At 67.6% G+C, this 16886-nt stretch carries 17 protein-coding genes; 8 read left to right on the forward strand and 9 right to left on the reverse strand.

Annotated elements, in window-relative coordinates; all coding sequences use genetic code 11:
• Positions 1 to 131: 131 nt before the first annotated feature.
• Complete coding sequence (opgC, locus tag ABIC94_RS16480) at positions 132 to 1274, forward strand: OpgC domain-containing protein (protein ID WP_354374078.1); 1143 nt, start codon at positions 132 to 134, stop codon at positions 1272 to 1274.
• A gap of 6 nt (positions 1275 to 1280) precedes the next feature.
• On the opposite strand, the gene ABIC94_RS16485 is transcribed toward opgC, so the two are convergent.
• From ABIC94_RS16485 to ABIC94_RS16495, 3 genes are read right to left on the reverse strand one after another with little or no spacing between them, the layout of a single operon-like run.
• A complete protein-coding gene (locus ABIC94_RS16485) occupies positions 1281 to 2087 on the reverse strand; it encodes an SGNH/GDSL hydrolase family protein (RefSeq protein ID WP_354374218.1) in 807 nt (268 codons plus the stop codon).
• Between the two features lie 31 nt (positions 2088 to 2118).
• On the reverse strand, positions 2119 to 2868 hold the full coding sequence (locus ABIC94_RS16490) for an anti-sigma factor (RefSeq protein WP_354374079.1): 750 nt from the start codon (positions 2866 to 2868) through the stop codon (positions 2119 to 2121).
• A gap of 25 nt (positions 2869 to 2893) precedes the next feature.
• Complete coding sequence (locus tag ABIC94_RS16495; protein WP_436318031.1) at positions 2894 to 3487, reverse strand: RNA polymerase sigma factor; 594 nt, start codon at positions 3485 to 3487, stop codon at positions 2894 to 2896.
• Positions 3488 to 3634: 147 nt separating this feature from the next.
• On the opposite strand from ABIC94_RS16495, the gene ABIC94_RS16500 reads away from it, so the two are divergent.
• The 3 genes from ABIC94_RS16500 (at position 3635) to ABIC94_RS16510 (ending at position 6129) form a co-directional block, all read left to right on the forward strand.
• The gene (locus tag ABIC94_RS16500; RefSeq protein WP_354374081.1) at positions 3635 to 4180 is read left to right on the forward strand and encodes a DUF3455 domain-containing protein; all 546 of its coding nucleotides are present in this window, start codon (positions 3635 to 3637) and stop codon (positions 4178 to 4180) included.
• 95 nt (positions 4181 to 4275) lie between these two features.
• A complete protein-coding gene (locus ABIC94_RS16505) occupies positions 4276 to 4812 on the forward strand; it encodes a hypothetical protein (RefSeq protein WP_354374082.1) in 537 nt (178 codons plus the stop codon).
• A 15-nt stretch (positions 4813 to 4827) separates the two neighbouring features.
• Positions 4828 to 6129 (forward strand): tetratricopeptide repeat protein, encoded by a 1302-nt coding sequence (locus ABIC94_RS16510; RefSeq protein WP_354374083.1) that lies wholly within the window; start codon positions 4828 to 4830, stop codon positions 6127 to 6129.
• 13 nt (positions 6130 to 6142) lie between these two features.
• Here ABIC94_RS16510 and ABIC94_RS16515 read toward each other — a convergent pair whose 3' ends face one another.
• Positions 6143 to 7621: a rhomboid family intramembrane serine protease gene (locus ABIC94_RS16515; RefSeq protein WP_354374084.1), complete on the reverse strand. Its 1479-nt coding sequence runs from the start codon at positions 7619 to 7621 to the stop codon at positions 6143 to 6145.
• Positions 7622 to 7633: 12 nt separating this feature from the next.
• Positions 7634 to 9031 (reverse strand): argininosuccinate lyase, encoded by a 1398-nt coding sequence (argH, locus tag ABIC94_RS16520; protein ID WP_354374085.1) that lies wholly within the window; start codon positions 9029 to 9031, stop codon positions 7634 to 7636.
• Between the two features lie 22 nt (positions 9032 to 9053).
• Between argH and ABIC94_RS16525 the strand changes: the two genes are divergently transcribed.
• Genes ABIC94_RS16525 through ABIC94_RS16535 form a run of 3 tightly spaced genes read left to right on the forward strand, consistent with a single transcriptional unit; the run spans position 9054 to position 12141 of the window.
• Complete coding sequence (locus tag ABIC94_RS16525; protein WP_354374086.1) at positions 9054 to 10154, forward strand: sensor histidine kinase; 1101 nt, start codon at positions 9054 to 9056, stop codon at positions 10152 to 10154.
• Positions 10151 to 10897, forward strand: coding sequence for a LytR/AlgR family response regulator transcription factor (locus tag ABIC94_RS16530; protein WP_354374087.1), 747 nt, complete (start codon positions 10151 to 10153; stop codon positions 10895 to 10897). Before ABIC94_RS16525 ends, ABIC94_RS16530 begins: the two co-directional genes overlap by 4 nt.
• Positions 10894 to 12141, forward strand: a complete 1248-nt coding sequence (locus tag ABIC94_RS16535) for an AI-2E family transporter (protein ID WP_354374088.1) — start codon at positions 10894 to 10896, stop codon at positions 12139 to 12141. Before ABIC94_RS16530 ends, ABIC94_RS16535 begins: the two co-directional genes overlap by 4 nt.
• Positions 12142 to 12172: 31 nt before the next feature.
• Here ABIC94_RS16535 and ABIC94_RS16540 read toward each other — a convergent pair whose 3' ends face one another.
• Both ABIC94_RS16540 and ABIC94_RS16545 read right to left on the reverse strand, forming a co-directional pair.
• Complete coding sequence (locus tag ABIC94_RS16540; protein WP_354374089.1) at positions 12173 to 13429, reverse strand: MFS transporter; 1257 nt, start codon at positions 13427 to 13429, stop codon at positions 12173 to 12175.
• Positions 13416 to 13943, reverse strand: a complete 528-nt coding sequence (locus tag ABIC94_RS16545) for a GNAT family N-acetyltransferase (RefSeq protein ID WP_354374090.1) — start codon at positions 13941 to 13943, stop codon at positions 13416 to 13418. The genes ABIC94_RS16540 and ABIC94_RS16545 overlap by 14 nt, the downstream gene beginning before the upstream one ends.
• 49 nt (positions 13944 to 13992) lie before the next feature.
• On the opposite strand from ABIC94_RS16545, the gene ABIC94_RS16550 reads away from it, so the two are divergent.
• Positions 13993 to 14958 (forward strand): LysR family transcriptional regulator, encoded by a 966-nt coding sequence (locus ABIC94_RS16550; protein WP_354374091.1) that lies wholly within the window; start codon positions 13993 to 13995, stop codon positions 14956 to 14958.
• On the opposite strand, the gene ABIC94_RS16555 is transcribed toward ABIC94_RS16550, so the two are convergent.
• Together ABIC94_RS16555 and ABIC94_RS16560 are read right to left on the reverse strand one after the other, a co-directional pair.
• Positions 14918 to 16177, reverse strand: a complete 1260-nt coding sequence (locus ABIC94_RS16555) for an MFS transporter (RefSeq protein WP_354374092.1) — start codon at positions 16175 to 16177, stop codon at positions 14918 to 14920. The two genes, ABIC94_RS16550 and ABIC94_RS16555, sit on opposite strands and share 41 nt — an antisense overlap.
• Before the next feature lie 157 nt (positions 16178 to 16334).
• Positions 16335 to 16874, reverse strand: a complete 540-nt coding sequence (locus ABIC94_RS16560) for a hypothetical protein (RefSeq protein WP_354374093.1) — start codon at positions 16872 to 16874, stop codon at positions 16335 to 16337.
• Between the last annotated feature and the right edge of the window lie 12 nt (positions 16875 to 16886).

A 16886-nucleotide genomic window follows, 5' to 3' on the forward strand; every position in this document is an offset into this window, starting at 1 on the left:
CACCGCGCAGCGTAGCCGATTTGAAAGGCGGTTCGGCAGTGCCAAGAGTCATATGCCTCGGCGGTCTTCATACAATCGGCACTGTCGTGCGTGCGCCGCGCAGACCGCCACCAAGACCTCGCCGCCGACCGATGAAACGCTACTGGGAAATAGACGCCTTGCGCGGGCTGATGCTCGTGCTGATGACCGTCACCCATTTGCCGACGCGGCTGACCGATCCGCTGGGCCAGCCCTTCGGCTTCGTTTCGGCGGCGGAAGGGTTCGTGCTGCTGTCGGCTTTCGTGGCCGGTTTGGTCTACAGCCGCATCGGCTACGTGCGCGGCGTCGATTCCATGCGCCAGGCCTTCTGGCGGCGCGTGCTCAAGGTGTACCTGTGCCAGGCGGCGATCCTGCTGTTTCTGTTCACGGTGATTGCCGCGCTGGGGCTGCACATCGACCAGCCGGCGGTGAAGAACCTGGTGTCGTATTACCTTGCGGAGCCGCGCGACGGTTTCCTGTTCGGGCTGCTGCTGATCTACGAACCGGCGCTGCTCGACATCCTGCCCATGTACATCTTCTTCATGTTGATGAGCCCCTGGGTGCTGGCCTTCGCCATGCGCCACGGTTGGACGCTGATCATGGCCGCCAGCGTCGCCGTGTGGGCCATGGCGCAGTTCGGCATCAGCGAATGGATCTATGCCCTGGCCGTGCGCTACCTGGGCATTCCGGTGCCGTTCCATGAAATGGGCGCCTTCAACAGCTACGCCTGGCAATTCCTCTGGTTTGCGGGACTGTGCATCGGTGCGAGCCGCAACCTGCCCGATGCGCGGCCGATGCGCTTTCCGGTCTGGCTGTGGATGCCCGCGCTGGCCATTGCGCTTTATGGCTTCTGGTGGCGCCACCATGGCATCAACGGCCAGGCCCCGTTCGGCGGGGACGTGGAGCTGAACCTGCTGTTCGACAAATGGCAGCTGGGGCCGCTGCGCCTCGTGAACCTGGTGGCGCTGGGCATCCTGGCGGTGCGCTTCGGGCCGTGGTTCATGCGCAAGATTCCGCGCCTGCACTGGCTCGAGGCCATGGGCGCGGCTTCGCTGCCGGTGTTCTGCGCGCACCTGGTGGCGGTGCTGCTGGTGCTGGCTTTCTACGGCGACAGCCAGACCGCCCGGCCCTGGTGGGGCGATGGCCTGCTGTTGCTCGCGGTTTTTGCCGGCATGTATGCGGTGGCGCGGTTCACGCGCGGGGCCGATGTGCCGCCGCCGGCGGACGATGTGCCGACCGAGCCTGCGCGGGCCTGAGTCCGCTCAGGGCAGCGAAGCCGCCGGGGCGGTTGCCGGAACCGGTATCGGGGCGATCGGGGCGGCCGCCGCTACAGCCCCCGGCAGGCGCGTCGCGATGACCGACTGCCAGAGCCGGTAGCCCTCGTCCGTCATGTGCAGCCTGTCGCCTCGAAACAGTTCCGGCCGTGGCCGGCCGTCGGCGCCGAGCATGGGCGTGAAGATGTCGATGTATTCGCTGTCGGGCAGCCGGTTGAGGTAGGCCGCGATCACGTTATTGGTTTCGCGCACCAGCGGCAGCAGGTGCTCGCGCGAGGGGCTCGGCTTGACCGAGATGAAGCTGATGCGCGTGTTCGGCAGCTCGGCGCGCACGGTGTTGGCAAAACGCGCAAAGCTTTCGAGCACCTGCAGCGGCGTGCGGCCTTCGGCCAGGTCGTTGTCGCCGGCGTACACCAGCACCTGCCGCGGCTTGTAGCGCACCACCAGGTCGCGCGCGAACAGGCTGCAGTCGGCCATGGTCGAGCCGCCGAAGCCGCGGTTGACGATGATGCCAGGCACCTGGCGGAAATCCTGCGCGAGGCTCTTCCACATGCGCACGGTGGAACTGCCCACGAACACCACGCCGCCGGGCGGCGGAAACTGCTGTTGGTCGGCCCGGGAGAAGGCCGCGAGCTCGTTGTGCCAGCGCGCCTTGGCCGCAAGGTATTCGGAGGAGGTGGAAGCATCCACCGCCGTGCTGTCCAGCGACTCGTAGGGCAGGACGACGTTGTGGTTCTGGGCATGCGTGGCGAGTGCCGCTGTCAGCAGCAGAGCCGCGGCCAGCGCGGTTTTCATCATCGAAGGCATTGGAAAGACGGAACGCAAGTCAGATCGTTTTTTCAATCAGCGCACCCTTGAACAGCACGGGGCCGGTGGGGCCGCGCTCGCTGGGTACGCCCCCCTTGGGCTCGAGGCTGATCGCCAGCGCGGGTACGCGAACATCGGATTCTGACGCAGTCAGCCGCAGCGCCGGTGCGTTGTCGAGCACGCCGAGCGAGCGCGGCGCCCCCCCGGGGGGCAGGGCCCAGAGCTGCAGCGATCTGTCGGCGCCTTCGCTGTAGCTGCCCACGCGCTGCAGCACCAGCAGCCGCTTCTTGGGGTCGAAGGTCACGAGCATCGAGGCGGCGGCCTTGTCGTCGGACAACACGGCGACGTACTGGATGACCGGCGCATTCTGCAATTGGTCGCGCAGGTTCAGTCCGACCACGATCGCCATGACGGTGGCGAGCGCACCGGCCGCGGCGGCGCCGCGCCAGAGCGCCAGGCTGCGCAGCCAGCCGCCCTGCGGCCTGGCCGCGGCATTGGCGTCGCCGCGCTGCCGCTCGATGGCGTGCTGCGACTGCTCGGCATCGATCATGTTGCGGATGCGGGTCCACACCGCGGCGTCGGGAGCGACCGGGCTTTGCAGCTCGGTCATGCTTGCGAGCCGGCTCTGCCAGACCAGCGCCGCGGCGCGCACCGGCGCCTGCTCGCGCGCCAGGGTTTCAAAACGCCGTCGGGCGCCGCCGCGCAGCGTGCCGAGCGCATGGCTCGCGGCCAGCAGCTCGAGCAGTTCGGGGTGGGCGATGAGGTTCATGGAAGTGCGGCCTTTGTCATCGCCACTACGCGAAGCGTCCCATGCAGAGGCGCAGCTTTTCCAGGCCGCGCCGGATCCAGGTCTTGACTGTGCCCAGCGGCAGCTTGAGCTGCTCGGCCAGTTCGCCATGGCTCAGCTCGCGCAGGTAGGCCAGGCTCACGACCTCGCGCTGGCGGGCCTCGAGCTGGCTCAGGCACTGGTGTAGCGCCCAGGCCTGCTCGCTGGCGTCGGCCGTATCGGCGGGGTTGGGCGCATCGGATTCGAGCGTTTCGGCCATCAGCTCGTCGAACTCCTGGGTGAGCTGGGCGCGGTCGGCGGTGCGGCGGCGCAGCAGGTCGAGCGAGCGGCTGCGAACGATCAGGCCCAGCCAGGCGAGCGGCGGACTCAGCGTGCCGCGGTAGTCGCCGGCCGCGCGCCAGACCGTCATGAAAGACTCCTGCAGCACGTCCTCGGCCCATTCGCGCTGCCGTACCACCCGCATCGCCAGGCCCATGAGCTTGGGTGCCGTCCGCTCGTAGAGCAGGCGCAGCGCGGCTTCGTCGCGGCGACCGATTCGATCGATCAGCGCGATCAGTTCGTCGTCGGGGCTGGGTGCTGTCATTCGCGGATTGTGGGGCATTGGCCTGCATGAAAAAGGTACGGCCGGGTCGTGCGGGCGGATTCAATTCCGCGGGGTCGTGAATCCATTCGGCGACGCCCGCCGTACAGGAAGGCGAGACCGTCGAAGCGCACGAAACCGAGCCCATCTGAAGAAAAGGAACCGACCATGACCATCCGCATCCTGACCACCCTTGCCACCGCCGCCGGCCTTGCCGCCTGTTCCGGCATGGGCGCCAAGCCCCCGATGTATTCCCAGGCCAGCCTGCCCGATGCGGTAAAGGTGCCAACCGGCCACGCGGTGGCCATGGAGACAGTGGGCGCCGGCGACATCACCTACGAATGCCGGGCCAAGGCCAGCATGCCCGGCCAGCACGAATGGGTCTTCGTCGGCCCCGACGCCAGGCTGATGAACCGTTCGGGCAAGCAGGTCGGCAGGTACTACGGCCCGCCCGCCACCTGGGAGAGCCTGGATGGCTCCAAGGTCACGGCCACGCAGGTGGCGGTCGCGTCCAACGGCACCGGCAATATCCCGCACCAGCTGGTGAAGGCCAACCCCTCCATGGGCACGGGTGCGATGCAGGGCGTGAGCTATATCCAGCGCGTGTCGACGCAGGGCGGCGTGGCGCCGGCCGCGGCCTGCGGCGCCTCGAACATGGGCCAGAAGCAGGTTGTGAAATACCAGGCCGACTACATCTTCTACCGCGCCATCTAAGCGCTTCCCAGCCCGTTCGCCGCCCTCAGGAAACATTCGGCAACGTATACTGCCCCGCAAAATCGGAGCGGAGCGCACAAGCGTGCGGGTGGGGAATGAAGCAAATAGCGATCGTTGTCGCGCTCTGCGTGGGCGCGTGGTTCTTCTTCATCGGTGGGCGCAAGCTCGACGAGTCCATGGTGCGCAAGTACTACGAGAAAGAGGCGCACGCCATCTACTCGCGCGACGCGGAGAAGCTGTGCAAGCAGCTCAGCAAGAAGGCCGTCATCCAGAGCAAGACCATCATGATGGGCCGCACGCAGGAGACCACCAGCGACCGCGACCAGGCCTGCGACGGCATCCGCAAGTCTTTCAAGATGTTCGAGGTGGTGGGTGAGGGCATGGGCGGCATTCTCACCATCGAGTACGAGTACCACATCGACAGCATCGAGGTGGCGAGCGACCGCAAGAGCGCGACTGTCGAAGGCACCAGCGTGCTGAAGATGGGCGAGGCCGCCATGCAGTTCAAGAGCAGCTTCTCGCAGCGGCTGGAGCGCGAGCTGGGCCAGATGCGGCTGGTGCGCGCCGACGATGTCACGGTGGTGCGCCTCGGTGGGCGCGGTGCCATGAGCCAGAGCGATTTCTTCAAGTAAGCAGGCGTCGCCATCATGCTCGCTCACGACTCGCTGCCGCCCCCGCCGCCTTTCTGGCACCGCCTCAACAGCTTCTTCGCGTTTCCGTTCCAGCTGCGGCCGTTCATGTATGGCCTGGTGCTTGCGTTTTGCAGCCTGCTGTTCGGGGTCATTCCTTTTCTGCATCCCGGCCTGTCGCTGATCGTGATCGAACTGGGCATCGTGCTGGCGGCCAGCCGCTACGGCTTCAAGGTGACCGCGCTCGGTTCGCGGGGCATCTGGCGCTCGGCCGATTTTCCGCGCGAGCTGAATGAGGACTGGGTCAACCTGCCGTGGAAGCTGTTTGCCATTTCGGTGGTGCAGGGCGCGCTGATCGGCTGGCTGGCCTGGTACGAGCCGGTGCTGGGCACTGTCGCGGTGTTCGTGGTGTCGTTCACCTTTCCCGCTGCGGTGATCGTGCTGGTGCAGTCGGGCAGCTTCTTCCAGGCCATGAACCCCGGCCACGTGATGGATGCGATGCGCATCATCGGCTGGCCCTATGCGCTGCTGTGCTTCTTCCTGTTTCTCTTGAGCGCGGGCGCGCAGATTGCCATCGACATGCTGCTGCCGATGATCGACGGCCTCATCGTGCTGCCGATTGCCAATTTCGCCTTCATCTACTTCGGTTGGGTGATGGCCAGTCTGCTCGGCTACGTGATGTACCAGCACCATGACGCCTTCGGCATCGACCTGCTGCCCGGCGGCGGCGTGGACGACGGCGCGCCGGTGGACCGCCGCACGCCCGAGCAGATTGCCGCGCAGCGCACCGATGCCGAAGTGGCGCAGCTGGTGACCGACGGCGACGTGGCCGGCGCGCTGGGCGTGGCCTACGAGGCGCAGCGCGTGGCATCGTCCGACGACCTGGCGGCGCAGCGCCGCTACCACCGCGTGCTGCTGCTCATGCCCGACAAGGCGTCCACCTTGCTCGATCACGCGCGCCGCTACATTCCGCTGCTGCTGCGGCGCGACCTGGCCTCTGAGGCGCTCAAGGTCTTCAGGGCCTGCCGCGAGAAGGACAAGGCTTTTGCGCTCGACGACGCGCCCACGGTCGTGACGCTGGCAAAAGCCGAATGGCGCAACGGCGATGCGCATGCCGCACTCGCGCTGCTGTCGGGCTTCGACCGGCACTTTCGCGGGCATGCGGCCATTCCGCAAGCCTACGAACTGGCGGCCAGGGTGCTGGTGCAGGGGCTCGGCCGCGCCGACATGGCGCAGCCGATCCTGAAGACGCTGGAATCGCGCTTTCCGGACAGCGAGCAGACGCAGGAAGTGCGCTGGCTGCTGCGGCCCACGGCCTAGTTTCCGCCGGCAGCTAGGCGCGCTCGAGGGCGCGCGTCACCATGTCGTTGGGCGCGAGCCGCAGCAGATGCGGCAGCCAGCCCATGGCCATGTCGCGCTCGCCGGCGTGCAGCAATCCGTTGGCACAGGCCGACAGCGTATCGGCCAGTTCGGGATGGTCGGGCGCGGTCTTCAGCAGCACGCGGCACAGCTTGTCGGCGTCCTGGAACTGGCGCACGCGTGTGAAGCGGCGCGCAAGGCGGGCCATGTCGTCGGGCTTCAGGCGGGCGCCGGGCTTGGCCTGGTCGAGGTAGGTGGTGTAGCTGGCGTGCTGCAGGGCCAGCGTGTCGGGGTCGGTGGCGGGCAGGCGGAAGATGCGGCGCGCGGCCTGGTGAAAGTCTTCGCTTGCGGGCTGCAGCCGCGCGGTATTGAACCAGGCGCGCAGCGTGTCGGTGTCGCCGGGGCGCAAAGCGGCGGCGGCGCGCCATTCGGCGGCGGCGGCCTCGAATTTCATGGTGGCCCCCAGGCGGCGTGCCGCGGCCACATGGCCATTGAACTCCTCGTCGCCGTTCGATTGCTCCGAGGCCACGACCTCCGGCGTCTTCACCCGATGCAGCATCATGGCGCCGGCCATCAGCGCCGCGCCGGTCAGAAGACCGCCCAGGTGCGCCATGTAGGCGATGCCCTGGCCGCCCACCGCGTGCTGGAGCAACTCGTTGGCAATCCACGCCGGCAGCAGCAGCAGGGCCGGTGCGGTGACGTAGTTGAAATAGAAGAACAGCTGGTAGAAGAACCGGATGCGCCGCAGCCGGTACATCACGGCGTACATGCCCATGAGCGCCGAGATGGCGCCCGAGGCGCCTACGCCGTGATTAACCTGGTCGGCATAGGCCCAGCCGGCCAGCGCGGAGGCGCCCACGGCACCCAGCAGGTAGAAGGCCAGGTAGGTGCCGCGCCCCAGTGCCAGCTCGACCGAGAAGCCGAACAGGAAGAGGAACAGCATGTTGCCCAGCAGGTGGCTGGTGCTGCCGTGCAGGAAGGCGGCGGTGACCCAGGTCCAGGGCTTGGACGCCGCGCCGTTGGCGTAGTCCTGCGCCCAGCGCGTGGTGAAGGGCGCGGGCAGCATCGTCTCGTACTGCTGGCGGTCGCGCTTCCATTCGCCGTAGCGCGGGTTCGCGGGCGTGACGACCTCGTCGGCTTGCAGCTTCTGCAGGAACTTCCGGTCGTTCTGCAGGACCTGCAGCAACTGCGGATGGGTTTCTTCGTGCGGCAGCATGCGCCGCGCCGCCTTGCCGCGCTTGGGGTCCGTCTTTTCGAGCCACTCCACGAAAGGCGGCAGTTCCAGCTCGGGCAGCACGCTGTTCACGTAGTAGTGGGCCGCGCGTTCGCGCGCGTTCTCCTCGCTGGTCTGCGGCCCCCAGAACACGATCATGTTCACGAGGATCAGCAGCACCGTCATCCACGGTGGATTGCGCCAGCTCGGTTTGTTCTCGAGCGGAATGGCGTAGAACAAGGGGGCTTTCGGTCAGGCCAGCCGGGCGCGATGGCGCGCGATTTGCGCTTTTACCTGCGCGGGCGCGGTGCCGCCGAGGATGTTGCGCGCATTGAGCGAGCCGCGCAGGCTCAGCACGTCGTACACGTCCTTCTCGATGTTCTGGTTGAACTGCTGCAGCACGGCCAGCGGCAGCTCCGCGAGGTCGACCTTGTGCGAGGTGGCGGCCTTCACGGCGTGGGCCACGGTTTCGTGCGCGTCGCGGAAGGGCAGGCCCTTTTTCACGAGGTAGTCGGCCAGGTCGGTGGCGGTGGCGTAGCCGCGCAGGGCGGCGGCTTCCATGGCCTCAGGCTTCACGGTGATGCCGCCGATCATCTCGGCAAAGATGCGCAGCGTGTCCTTCAGCGTGTCGACGGTGTCGAACAGCGGCTCCTTGTCTTCCTGGTTGTCCTTGTTGTAGGCCAGCGGCTGGCCCTTCATCAGGGTGATGAGCGCCATCAGGTGGCCGACCACGCGGCCGGTCTTGCCGCGCGCCAGCTCGGGCACGTCGGGGTTCTTCTTCTGCGGCATGATCGAAGAGCCGGTCGTGAAGCGGTCGGCGATCTGGATGAAGCCGAAGTTCTGGCTCATCCAGAGAATGAGTTCCTCGCTCATGCGGCTGATGTGCACCATGCACAGGCTGGCGGCGGCGGTGAACTCGATGGCGAAGTCGCGGTCGCTCACGGCGTCCAGGCTGTTCTGGCACACGCCGTCCATCTTCAGCGTTCTGGCGACCAGTTCGCGGTCGAGCGGGTAGCTGGTGCCGGCCAGTGCGGCGGCACCCAGCGGCAGGCGGTTGACGCGCTTGCGCACGTCCTGCAGGCGCTCGGCGTCGCGGCTGAACATTTCCACGTAGGCCAGCATGTGGTGGCCGAAGCTCACCGGCTGCGCCACCTGCAGGTGCGTGAAGCCGGGCAGGATGACCTCGACGTTCTTTTCGGCGATGTCCACCAGCGAAACCTGCAGCGCGACGAGCAGCTCGGCAATCAGGTCGATTTCGCCGCGCAGCCACAGGCGCACGTCGGTGGCGACCTGGTCGTTGCGGCTGCGGCCGGTGTGCAGGCGCTTGCCGGCGTCGCCCACCAGTTGCGTCAGGCGGGCCTCGATGTTCAGGTGCACGTCTTCCAGGTCGAGTTTCCACTCGAAGGCGCCCGATTCGATTTCACTGCGAATCTGCGCCATCCCACGTTCGATCTCGGCGTGGTCCTGCTTGGCGATGATGCCTTGGACGGCCAGCATGCCGGCATGCGCCAGGGAACCTTCGATGTCCGCCTGCCACAGGCGCTTGTCGAAAAACACGCTGGCGGTGTAGCGCTTCACGAGGTCGCTCATGGGTTCGGAGAACAGGGCCGACCAGGCTTCGGATTTCTTGTCGAGTTGGTTTTGAGTCATGGGAGCCGTTCGAGAGGCAATAATGGGTTGGTTACCCAATGTATCTGTGATGCGCAACCCGGCGATTTTATCGGCCAGCTCCAACCCCACGCCTCCGGCCCCGCCGGAAAGAGGGCGTTTGCCTGCGCGCGGCAGTTCCGGGCTGTTCGACGCCTGCCAGATCGGCGTGGTCTTGCGGGCGGTGCTCTTCGTGGAGGCGTTGGTAGCGGCCGCCACGCTCTTCGTGTCGTCTTCCCCGAGCGAATGGCTGGTGCAGACCGCCACCGTCACGGGCGGCGCGCTGCCTGCCACCCTGCTCTGGCTGGTGGTTGCCTGCGCGCTCAAGAAGCCGCTCGGGCGCCTGCCGCGGCAGGCGCAGTACGCAGCCGGTGCCGCGCTGGGCGCCATTTCCTCGCTTTATGGCTGCGGCCTTTTGCGCCTGACCGGCGTTCTGGGCACGGCGCCGTGGCTGGCCAGCGCCGTGGCGGGCGCCTTCATCGCGGGCATGGTCATGGCCGCGATGGTGCTGCGCGCGCGCGGCCAGACGCCGGCCGCCATGACGGCCCGGCTCGAGGAACTGCAGTCGCGCATCCGCCCCCACTTTCTGTTCAACACGCTCAACAGCGCCATTGCCCTGGTGCGCGAGGAGCCGGCCAAGGCCGAGACCATGCTGGAAGACCTGGCCGAGTTGTTTCGCCAGGCGCTGGCCGACCCCGGGGAATCGGGCACGCTGGCCGACGAAATCGCGCTGGCCGAGCGCTACCTCGCCATCGAGCAGGTGCGTTTCGGCGACCGCCTGCGCATTCGCTGGGACCTCGATGCCGCGGCCAGCAGCGCGCGCCTGCCGCCGCTGCTGCTGCAGCCGCTGGTGGAAAACGCCATCAAGCACGGCGTGGAGCCCAGCCCTGAAGGCGCCAGGCTGCGCATCCGCACCGAGCGCCGCGGCGATGTGGTGGTGATCGAGGTGGTCAACAGCCTGCCGCCCCTGCGCTGGGCCGACGAGCCTTTGCCGCGGGGCCACGGCATTGCGCTGGACAACGTGCGGGAGCGGTTGCGGCTGCTGCACGATATGCAGATGCAGTTCAGCGCCGGCATGGACCAGAAGAACTACCGCGTGCGCATTGCCATTCCCGCCGAATCATGACTCTCAAGACCCTGATCGTTGACGACGAAGCACTCGCCCGCTCGCGCCTGCGGACCCTGCTGCGCGACTGCCGCTCGCCAGATGCCGAAGTGATGGCCGAGGCCGCGCAAGGCGCCGAGGCGCAGCAATACCTGGCGACCATGGCGCTCGACCTGGTGCTGCTCGACGTTCACATGCCCGGCATCGACGGTATTGAAGTGGCGCGCACCCTGCGCGAGCGGCCGGACGCGCCGGCGGTGGTGTTCGTCACCGCCCACGCGGCCCATGCGGTCACGGCCTTCGACCTCGACGCGGTCGACTACCTGACCAAGCCGGTGCGGGCCGAACGCCTGCAGCAGGCGCTGCAGAAGGCCGAGCGCTTTCTCAAGGAGCGGCGGGCGCTGCAGGCGGCCACCGGGCAGGAAAGCGTGCTCATCCAGGACCGCGGCCGCGCAGAGCGGGTGCCGCTGTCGGAGGTGCTTTACCTGAAGTCGGAGTACAAGTACCTCACGGTGCGCACCGCCACGCGCAGCCACATCCTGGACGGTTCGCTCAACGAATTCGAAGAGCGGTATCCGGGGCGCTTTCTGCGCGTGCACCGCAATGCGCTGGTGGCGCGCTCGGCCATTCGCGCACTCGAGAAATACGACGACGGGGAAGACGCCGAAGGCTGGGCTTTGCGGCTCGACGCGATTCCCGAACCCGTCGCGGTGTCGCGGCGGCAACTGGCTGCAGTGCGCGAAGTGCTGAAGGAAGCGCGATGAACGACGACAAGAAAACCGCCGACGAGACAACGGCAGAGCAACCCCCGCCGGAGGCGGAGCTCCCCGCCGAAGTGCCGCCGGAACCCGTGCTGGAGTCTCCGCCGGAAGCCGTGGCGCCGGAGCTGCGGCCGGAACCCGAACGCCTGCTGCTGCACATGCCGGTCGACGTGCGCAGCGCCTCGCTGGTGGTGCTCGCCGTGCTGGCCGGCGTCTTCGCGCTGCGATGGGGCCAGGCTGTGTTCATCCCGTTGATGCTGAGCCTGCTGCTCACGTACGCACTGTCGCCGCTGGTCGAGCGGCTGCACCGCTTGCGGTTGCCGCGCTGGATCGGCGCAGCGGTGATCCTCGTCGGCCTGTTCGGTGGCCTGGGCTGGACCGGCTACTCGCTCTCGGGCAGCGCCACGCAACTGGTCGAATCGCTGCCGGTCGCGGCCCAGAAGCTGGGGCAAGCCCTCCGCAGGAACAAGAGCGCCAGCGCCACGCCGCTCGAAAGCGTGCAGCAGGCGGCGGCGCAACTCGAAAAGGCGGCCGAGGAAAACTCCGCGCGCGTCGCGGCCCGCAAGGGCGTCGCGCGCGTCGTCATCGAACGGCCGTCCTTCAACGTGCGCGACTACGTGTTGACCGGCACCGTCGGCCTGCTCGCGGCGATGGGGCAGATCACGCTGGTGGCCTTTCTGACCTACTTCGCGCTGTGCTCCGGCGACACCTTCCGGCGCAAGCTGATCAAGATCACCGGCCCCAGCCTGCAGAAGAAAAAGGTCACCGTGCATGTGCTCGACGACATTACCCGCAACATCGAGCGCTACCTGCTGGTGCAGATACTCACCAGCGTGCTGGTCGGTGTTGCCACGGGGCTGGCGTTCTGGGGCCTGGGGCTGGAGAACGCGGCGGTGTGGGGCATTGTTGCAGCGGTGACCAACCTCATTCCGTACATCGGTTCCGTCATCGTCATGGCCGCCGCGGGGCTGGTGGCCTTCCTGCAGTTCAATACGCTTGAAATGGGGCTGCTGGTGGCCAGCACGTCGCTGCTCATCCACACACTGGTAGGCAACTTGCTGCTGCCGTGGCTCACCAGCCGCACCAGCCGCATGAACCCGGTGGCCGTGTTCGTCGGCGTGATCTTCTGGGGTTGGCTCTGGGGGGTGTGGGGCCTGTTGCTGGGCATTCCGATCACCATGGTGCTCAAGGCGATCTGCGACCGGGTGGAAGATCTGCAGCCGATCGGGGAGCTGCTGGGGGAATAGGCGGCGTCGCCGGCTACCGGAAGACGACACATCAACCGGGTTGCGCGTGGGCTTTGCGCAGCTTCGCGAAGCGCACGATCATCCACGGCCCCAGCAGCGCGCCGAGCCCGACGGAGCTCCAGGCCGCAACCCAGCCGTAGGTGCTGCCGAAGCCGAAGCGCGACTGCCCCCAGTCCAGCGCCAGGCCGAACACCCAGGGGCTCAGCGCGCCCGCGCCGAAGCCCATTACCGAGCGCACCGAATACGCCACGCCCAGGCGGTGCGGCGCCACCACGTCGGCCAGCGCGGTCGAGTAGACCGACGAGTCCGCGATGGCGAGCAGGTTGTAGATGGCCGCCATCGCGGCCAGAAGCCAGAGCGGCCAGGTCCACATCCAGCCGAAGGTGAAAGACATGCACAGGCTCGCAAGCGTGGCGGCCATCATGATTCGCGCGCGGCCGAAGCGGTCGGATGCGGCGCCGCCCGCGATGCTGCCGAACACGCTCGCCAGATGCGCGAGCGCCGCCAACGCAATGCCCGCGCCTTGCCATAGCACGGCGCCGCCTGCGGAGGCGACGAGATACGCGGGCAGCCAGGCCCACAAGGCCATCAGCTCCCAGCAATGAAAGGCATAGGCCCAGTTGCCGGCCATCGCGGGCCTGTCGCGCACCGTTTCGCGCAGCGCATGCCAGGTGCCTTCGTGAGGTGTGCCTGCGCCGGCGGAGGGCGCGGGCGGCCTCATGCGCCGCAGCGCGGGCCCGGTCAGCAATGCACCCGCGAACGTGCAGCCCGCCGCGACCCACAAGCCGAGCCGCCAGTGCTGCAGGTGGCTGAAGGCCGCCACCACCCCGAGCGACATTGCATAGCCCAACGACGCCGCACCGAGGAACAGCCCCATCGCCCGGCCGCGTACGGCGGGTTCGGTGTTGCGCGCCAGGAGCTGCAGGCCCGGCGTGTACGAAGCGCCCGCGCACAGCCCGGCCAGGCCGTAGAGCAGCATCGCGGAAAGGTGGTCGTGCGCGAACACAGCGAAAGCCGCCGCCGCGACCGCGCTGATGGCGCTGCCGATGAAGAAGACGCGGTGCGGGCCGAAGCGGTCGGCCAGCAGCCCCACGGTGAACAGCGAGCTCATGTAGCCGACGTGCCAGGCGCTCTGGATGGAGCCGGCCTGCGCGGCCGTCATGTGCCAGTCGGCCATCATGAAAGGCAGCACGCCGGAGTAGGCGGTGACGATCATCGCCTGCAGCAGCCGGCTCGCGCACAGCAGCGCCAGCCAGCCGCGCGCGGGCGCCGGCTCAGCGCAGCGCACGTTGCATGAGCACGGTGTCGACCCACTGCCCGAACTTGAAGCCGACGTTGCGCAGCACGCCCACCATTTCGAAGCCGAGGCTTTCGTGCAGGCGCTGCGATCCGGCGTTGGCGCTGTTGCCGACCACGGCCACCATCTGCGTGAAGCCGCCGTGGGTGCAGCGCCGGATCACTTCCTGGAGCAGTGCCTTGCCGATGCCGTGGCCCTGCATGCCTTGCGCGATGTAGACCGAATCTTCCGCCGTGTGGCGGTAGGCGGAGCGGCTGCGGTAGGGGCTTGCATAGGCATAGCCGGCCACCTTGCCATCTTTCATCGCCACGAGGTAGGGCAGGCCGCGTGCAAGCACCTCGGCGCGCCGCGCCTGCATCTGCTGGACGGTGGGAACCTCTTCCTCGAAGGAGCAAAGATCGTGCAGCACATAGTGGCTGTAGATGGCCTGCACAGCCGTCATGTGGTGCGGCTCGGCGTCGAAAATTTCAACAAGGGCGGAAGCAGGAGAGGTCGATGAGGGCATGCCGTGAATCTTGACGATCCTCAGTCGATAAGTGAAGCTTGGATCATCTATGCAAAGCATAAGAAATACTTTGGAAAAGACACTGAACCTCGACCAGCTGAAGTCTTTCGGGCTGGTGATCGAAACCGGCAGCTTCTCCGCCGCGGCCGACAGGCTCGGCCTGACGCAGCCCGCGGTGAGCCTGCAGATCCGCCAGCTGGAGCGCAAGCTGGCGGTGCGACTGGTCGAGCGTGTCGGCAAGCGCGCCAAGGCCACGCCGGCCGGTGCCGAGCTGCTGCGGCACGCCCACCACATCGAGACCGCGGTGGAGAGCGCCATCGATGCATTGGCGGACCATGCCAGCGGCGTGACCGGCCGGGTTCGGTTGGGCACCGGCGCCACGGCCTGCCTCTATTTCCTGCCGGGCTTGCTGCGCGGCCTGCGCGAGCAGTTTCCGGCGCTGAGCATCGTGGTCAGCACCGGCAATACCGACGACCATGTCCGCAAGGTGGAAGAGAACAGCATCGACCTTGCGCTGGTCACGCTGCCCGCGGCGGGACGCTCGCTGAGCGTGATGCCGGTGCTCGATGACGAGTTCGTCGCCATCGGCCGCAGCGACCTCGCATCGCTGAAGGCGCGCGTGGCGCCTGCCGATCTGGCCGCGCTGCCGCTGGTGCTGTTCGAGCCCGCAGCCAACACGCGCAAGCTGGTCGACCGGTGGTTCGCCGCCGAAGGCCTGCAGCCGCAGCCCGTCATGGAGCTGGGCAGCGTCGAGGCCATGAAAGAGATGGTGGCCGCGGGGCTGGGCTACGGCATCGTGCCGCGCATGGCCATGGCGGGCCGCGGCGCCCACCCCGACTTGCAGACCAGCCGCCTGAACCCCCGCATGCACCGCACGCTGGCCGTGGTCATCCGGCGCGACAAGCCGGTCAACAAGGCCCTGCGCGTGGTGCTCGATGCAATTCTTGCGGCGGGCAAGAAGGGGAGTCCGGCCGTTATTCCGGCGAAAAGGTCGAAGAAGACGCCGAGGACGTAGCCAGTGGAGCGCCGCCGCGCGCGCGGCCCAAGGTGCCGACGATGAGCGCGGCAATCAGCACCAGCACGCCGCTGAGCACCATCGCGCTGGAGATGCCGTAGTTGTCGACCGTGACGCCGCCGATCAGCGCGCCCGAGGCAATCGCCACCTGGAAGCCGCTCACGAGCAGCGCCTGGCCGGCTTCGGGCGCGTCGGGCACCGCTTCCATCATCCAGCCCGTGAGCGCGACCGGGATCAGCCCGAACGCCACGCCCCAGATGAAGACCACGACCGCGCCTGCCACGATGCCGCTGCCGATCACCGTGGACAGCAGCAGCGCCGTCGCGAGCATCAGTGCCGCCAGCAATGTGGTGCCGCGCACGCTGCGCGCCACCAGGCTGCCGCCGAGGAAGGTGCCGATGAAGCCCACGGCGCCATAGACGAGCAGCAGCGTCGAGACCGCGTGCGGCGCCAGGCCGAACACCTGCTGCAGCAGCGGCTTCAGGTAGGTGTAGGCCGCGAAATGGCCGGCAATGAAGAACAGCACGGCAAGCAGGCCGACCTGCGCCATGCGGCGCGTCAACGGCGTGAGCAGGTCGCGTGCGCCGATGGCGCGCACCGGCGGTATCGCGGGCAGCAGCCACAGCTGCACCAGCAGCACGACCGCGGCGAGCGCGCCGGTCACCGCGAACGAGGCGCGCCAGCCGAACAGCGTTCCAAGCAAGGAACCGGCGGGCACGCCGAGCACCGTGGCAGCGGACACGCCTGCCAGTACCAACGACATGGCCCGCGCCTTCGAAGCCTGCGGCACCAGCTGGGTGGCTGCCGCCGGTGCAAAGGTCCAGAAACCGCCCACGCACAGGCCCAGCATGAGCCGCGCGACCAGCATGGTGGCGAAGTTGGGCGCAAAGGCCGCCAGCAGGTTCGAGGCGATCAGGAGCGTGGTGAGTGCGATCAGCACAGTGCGCCGGTCCAGGCGCCCCGACGCGACGATCAGCCCCGGACCGGCGAGGGCCGCCAGCACGCCGGGCATGGTGATCATGAGCCCGGCCGTGCCGTCGGACACATTGAGCCCGCGGGCGATGTCGGTCAGAAGGCCGATGGGCATGAACTCGGTCGAAACCATTGCAAAGGTGCCGACGGCAATCGAGCCGACGGCCAGCCAGGCCGAGCGGGTCGTCTTGACCGGCTCGGGCGCCAGATCGTCGATGCAGGGGTTGCTGCTGGGTGAATTCATCATGGGAAGGGTCCTGGAGGCGCACCGGCGAAAAAGCGCGCGCCGGTGCGTTGTTGCGAGAGGCCGTCCAGTGTCGAAGCGGACAGGTCTTTCACAAAGGGGCTTGCCGGCAGTAGTCAGTTTCCCGAAGGCGAACAATCGCCCGTTTTTCGGCGCAGTCTTAGACGGCTGCCGGGCGAAGCTGCAGAACCCGCCCGTCGGCGATAAAGGAGTCGCCCACAAGCACACGAAAGGCCGCACCCTCGGAAAATCGTGCACTCGCGATGTCTGGCGTCAGCAGCTCGACGTCGAGCGTATGCGGCTTTCCTCTTTCGAGCTGCTCGCCGTGCGGCACGAACCAGCGCGCGGAAAAACCTTCGTTGTCGACCACCAGCGCGCAGCGGTACTCGCCAGCGGCCAGCGGCACGTCGTGCGAAGGCAGCGCCGGCGGGCGCAGCGTGAGCTCTACCCGAAGGTGCGGCGTGAACGCGCGCGCTGCGTCGAAGGTTGCGGGCTCGGCCGGCGGTGCGCGCCGCGGCAGCTTGCCGATGAGCCAGGCAATGACGTTGCCGATGATGGGCACCCACAACACCATCAGCAATGTGCCGATGTCGCGCGTGGTCGAGCCGGGTGTTGCGTAATGCCTGACGACGGCGCCCCCCACGGCCACGCAGAGCAGGATGGCGACGATGAGCTTGCGGCGGGACTGGATGGTGGTCATGAAGGGAAGGAG

The organism is Variovorax paradoxus (assembly GCF_040544635.1).
In the GTDB taxonomy this organism is placed as follows: Bacteria; Pseudomonadota; Gammaproteobacteria; order Burkholderiales; family Burkholderiaceae_C; genus Variovorax; species Variovorax paradoxus_R.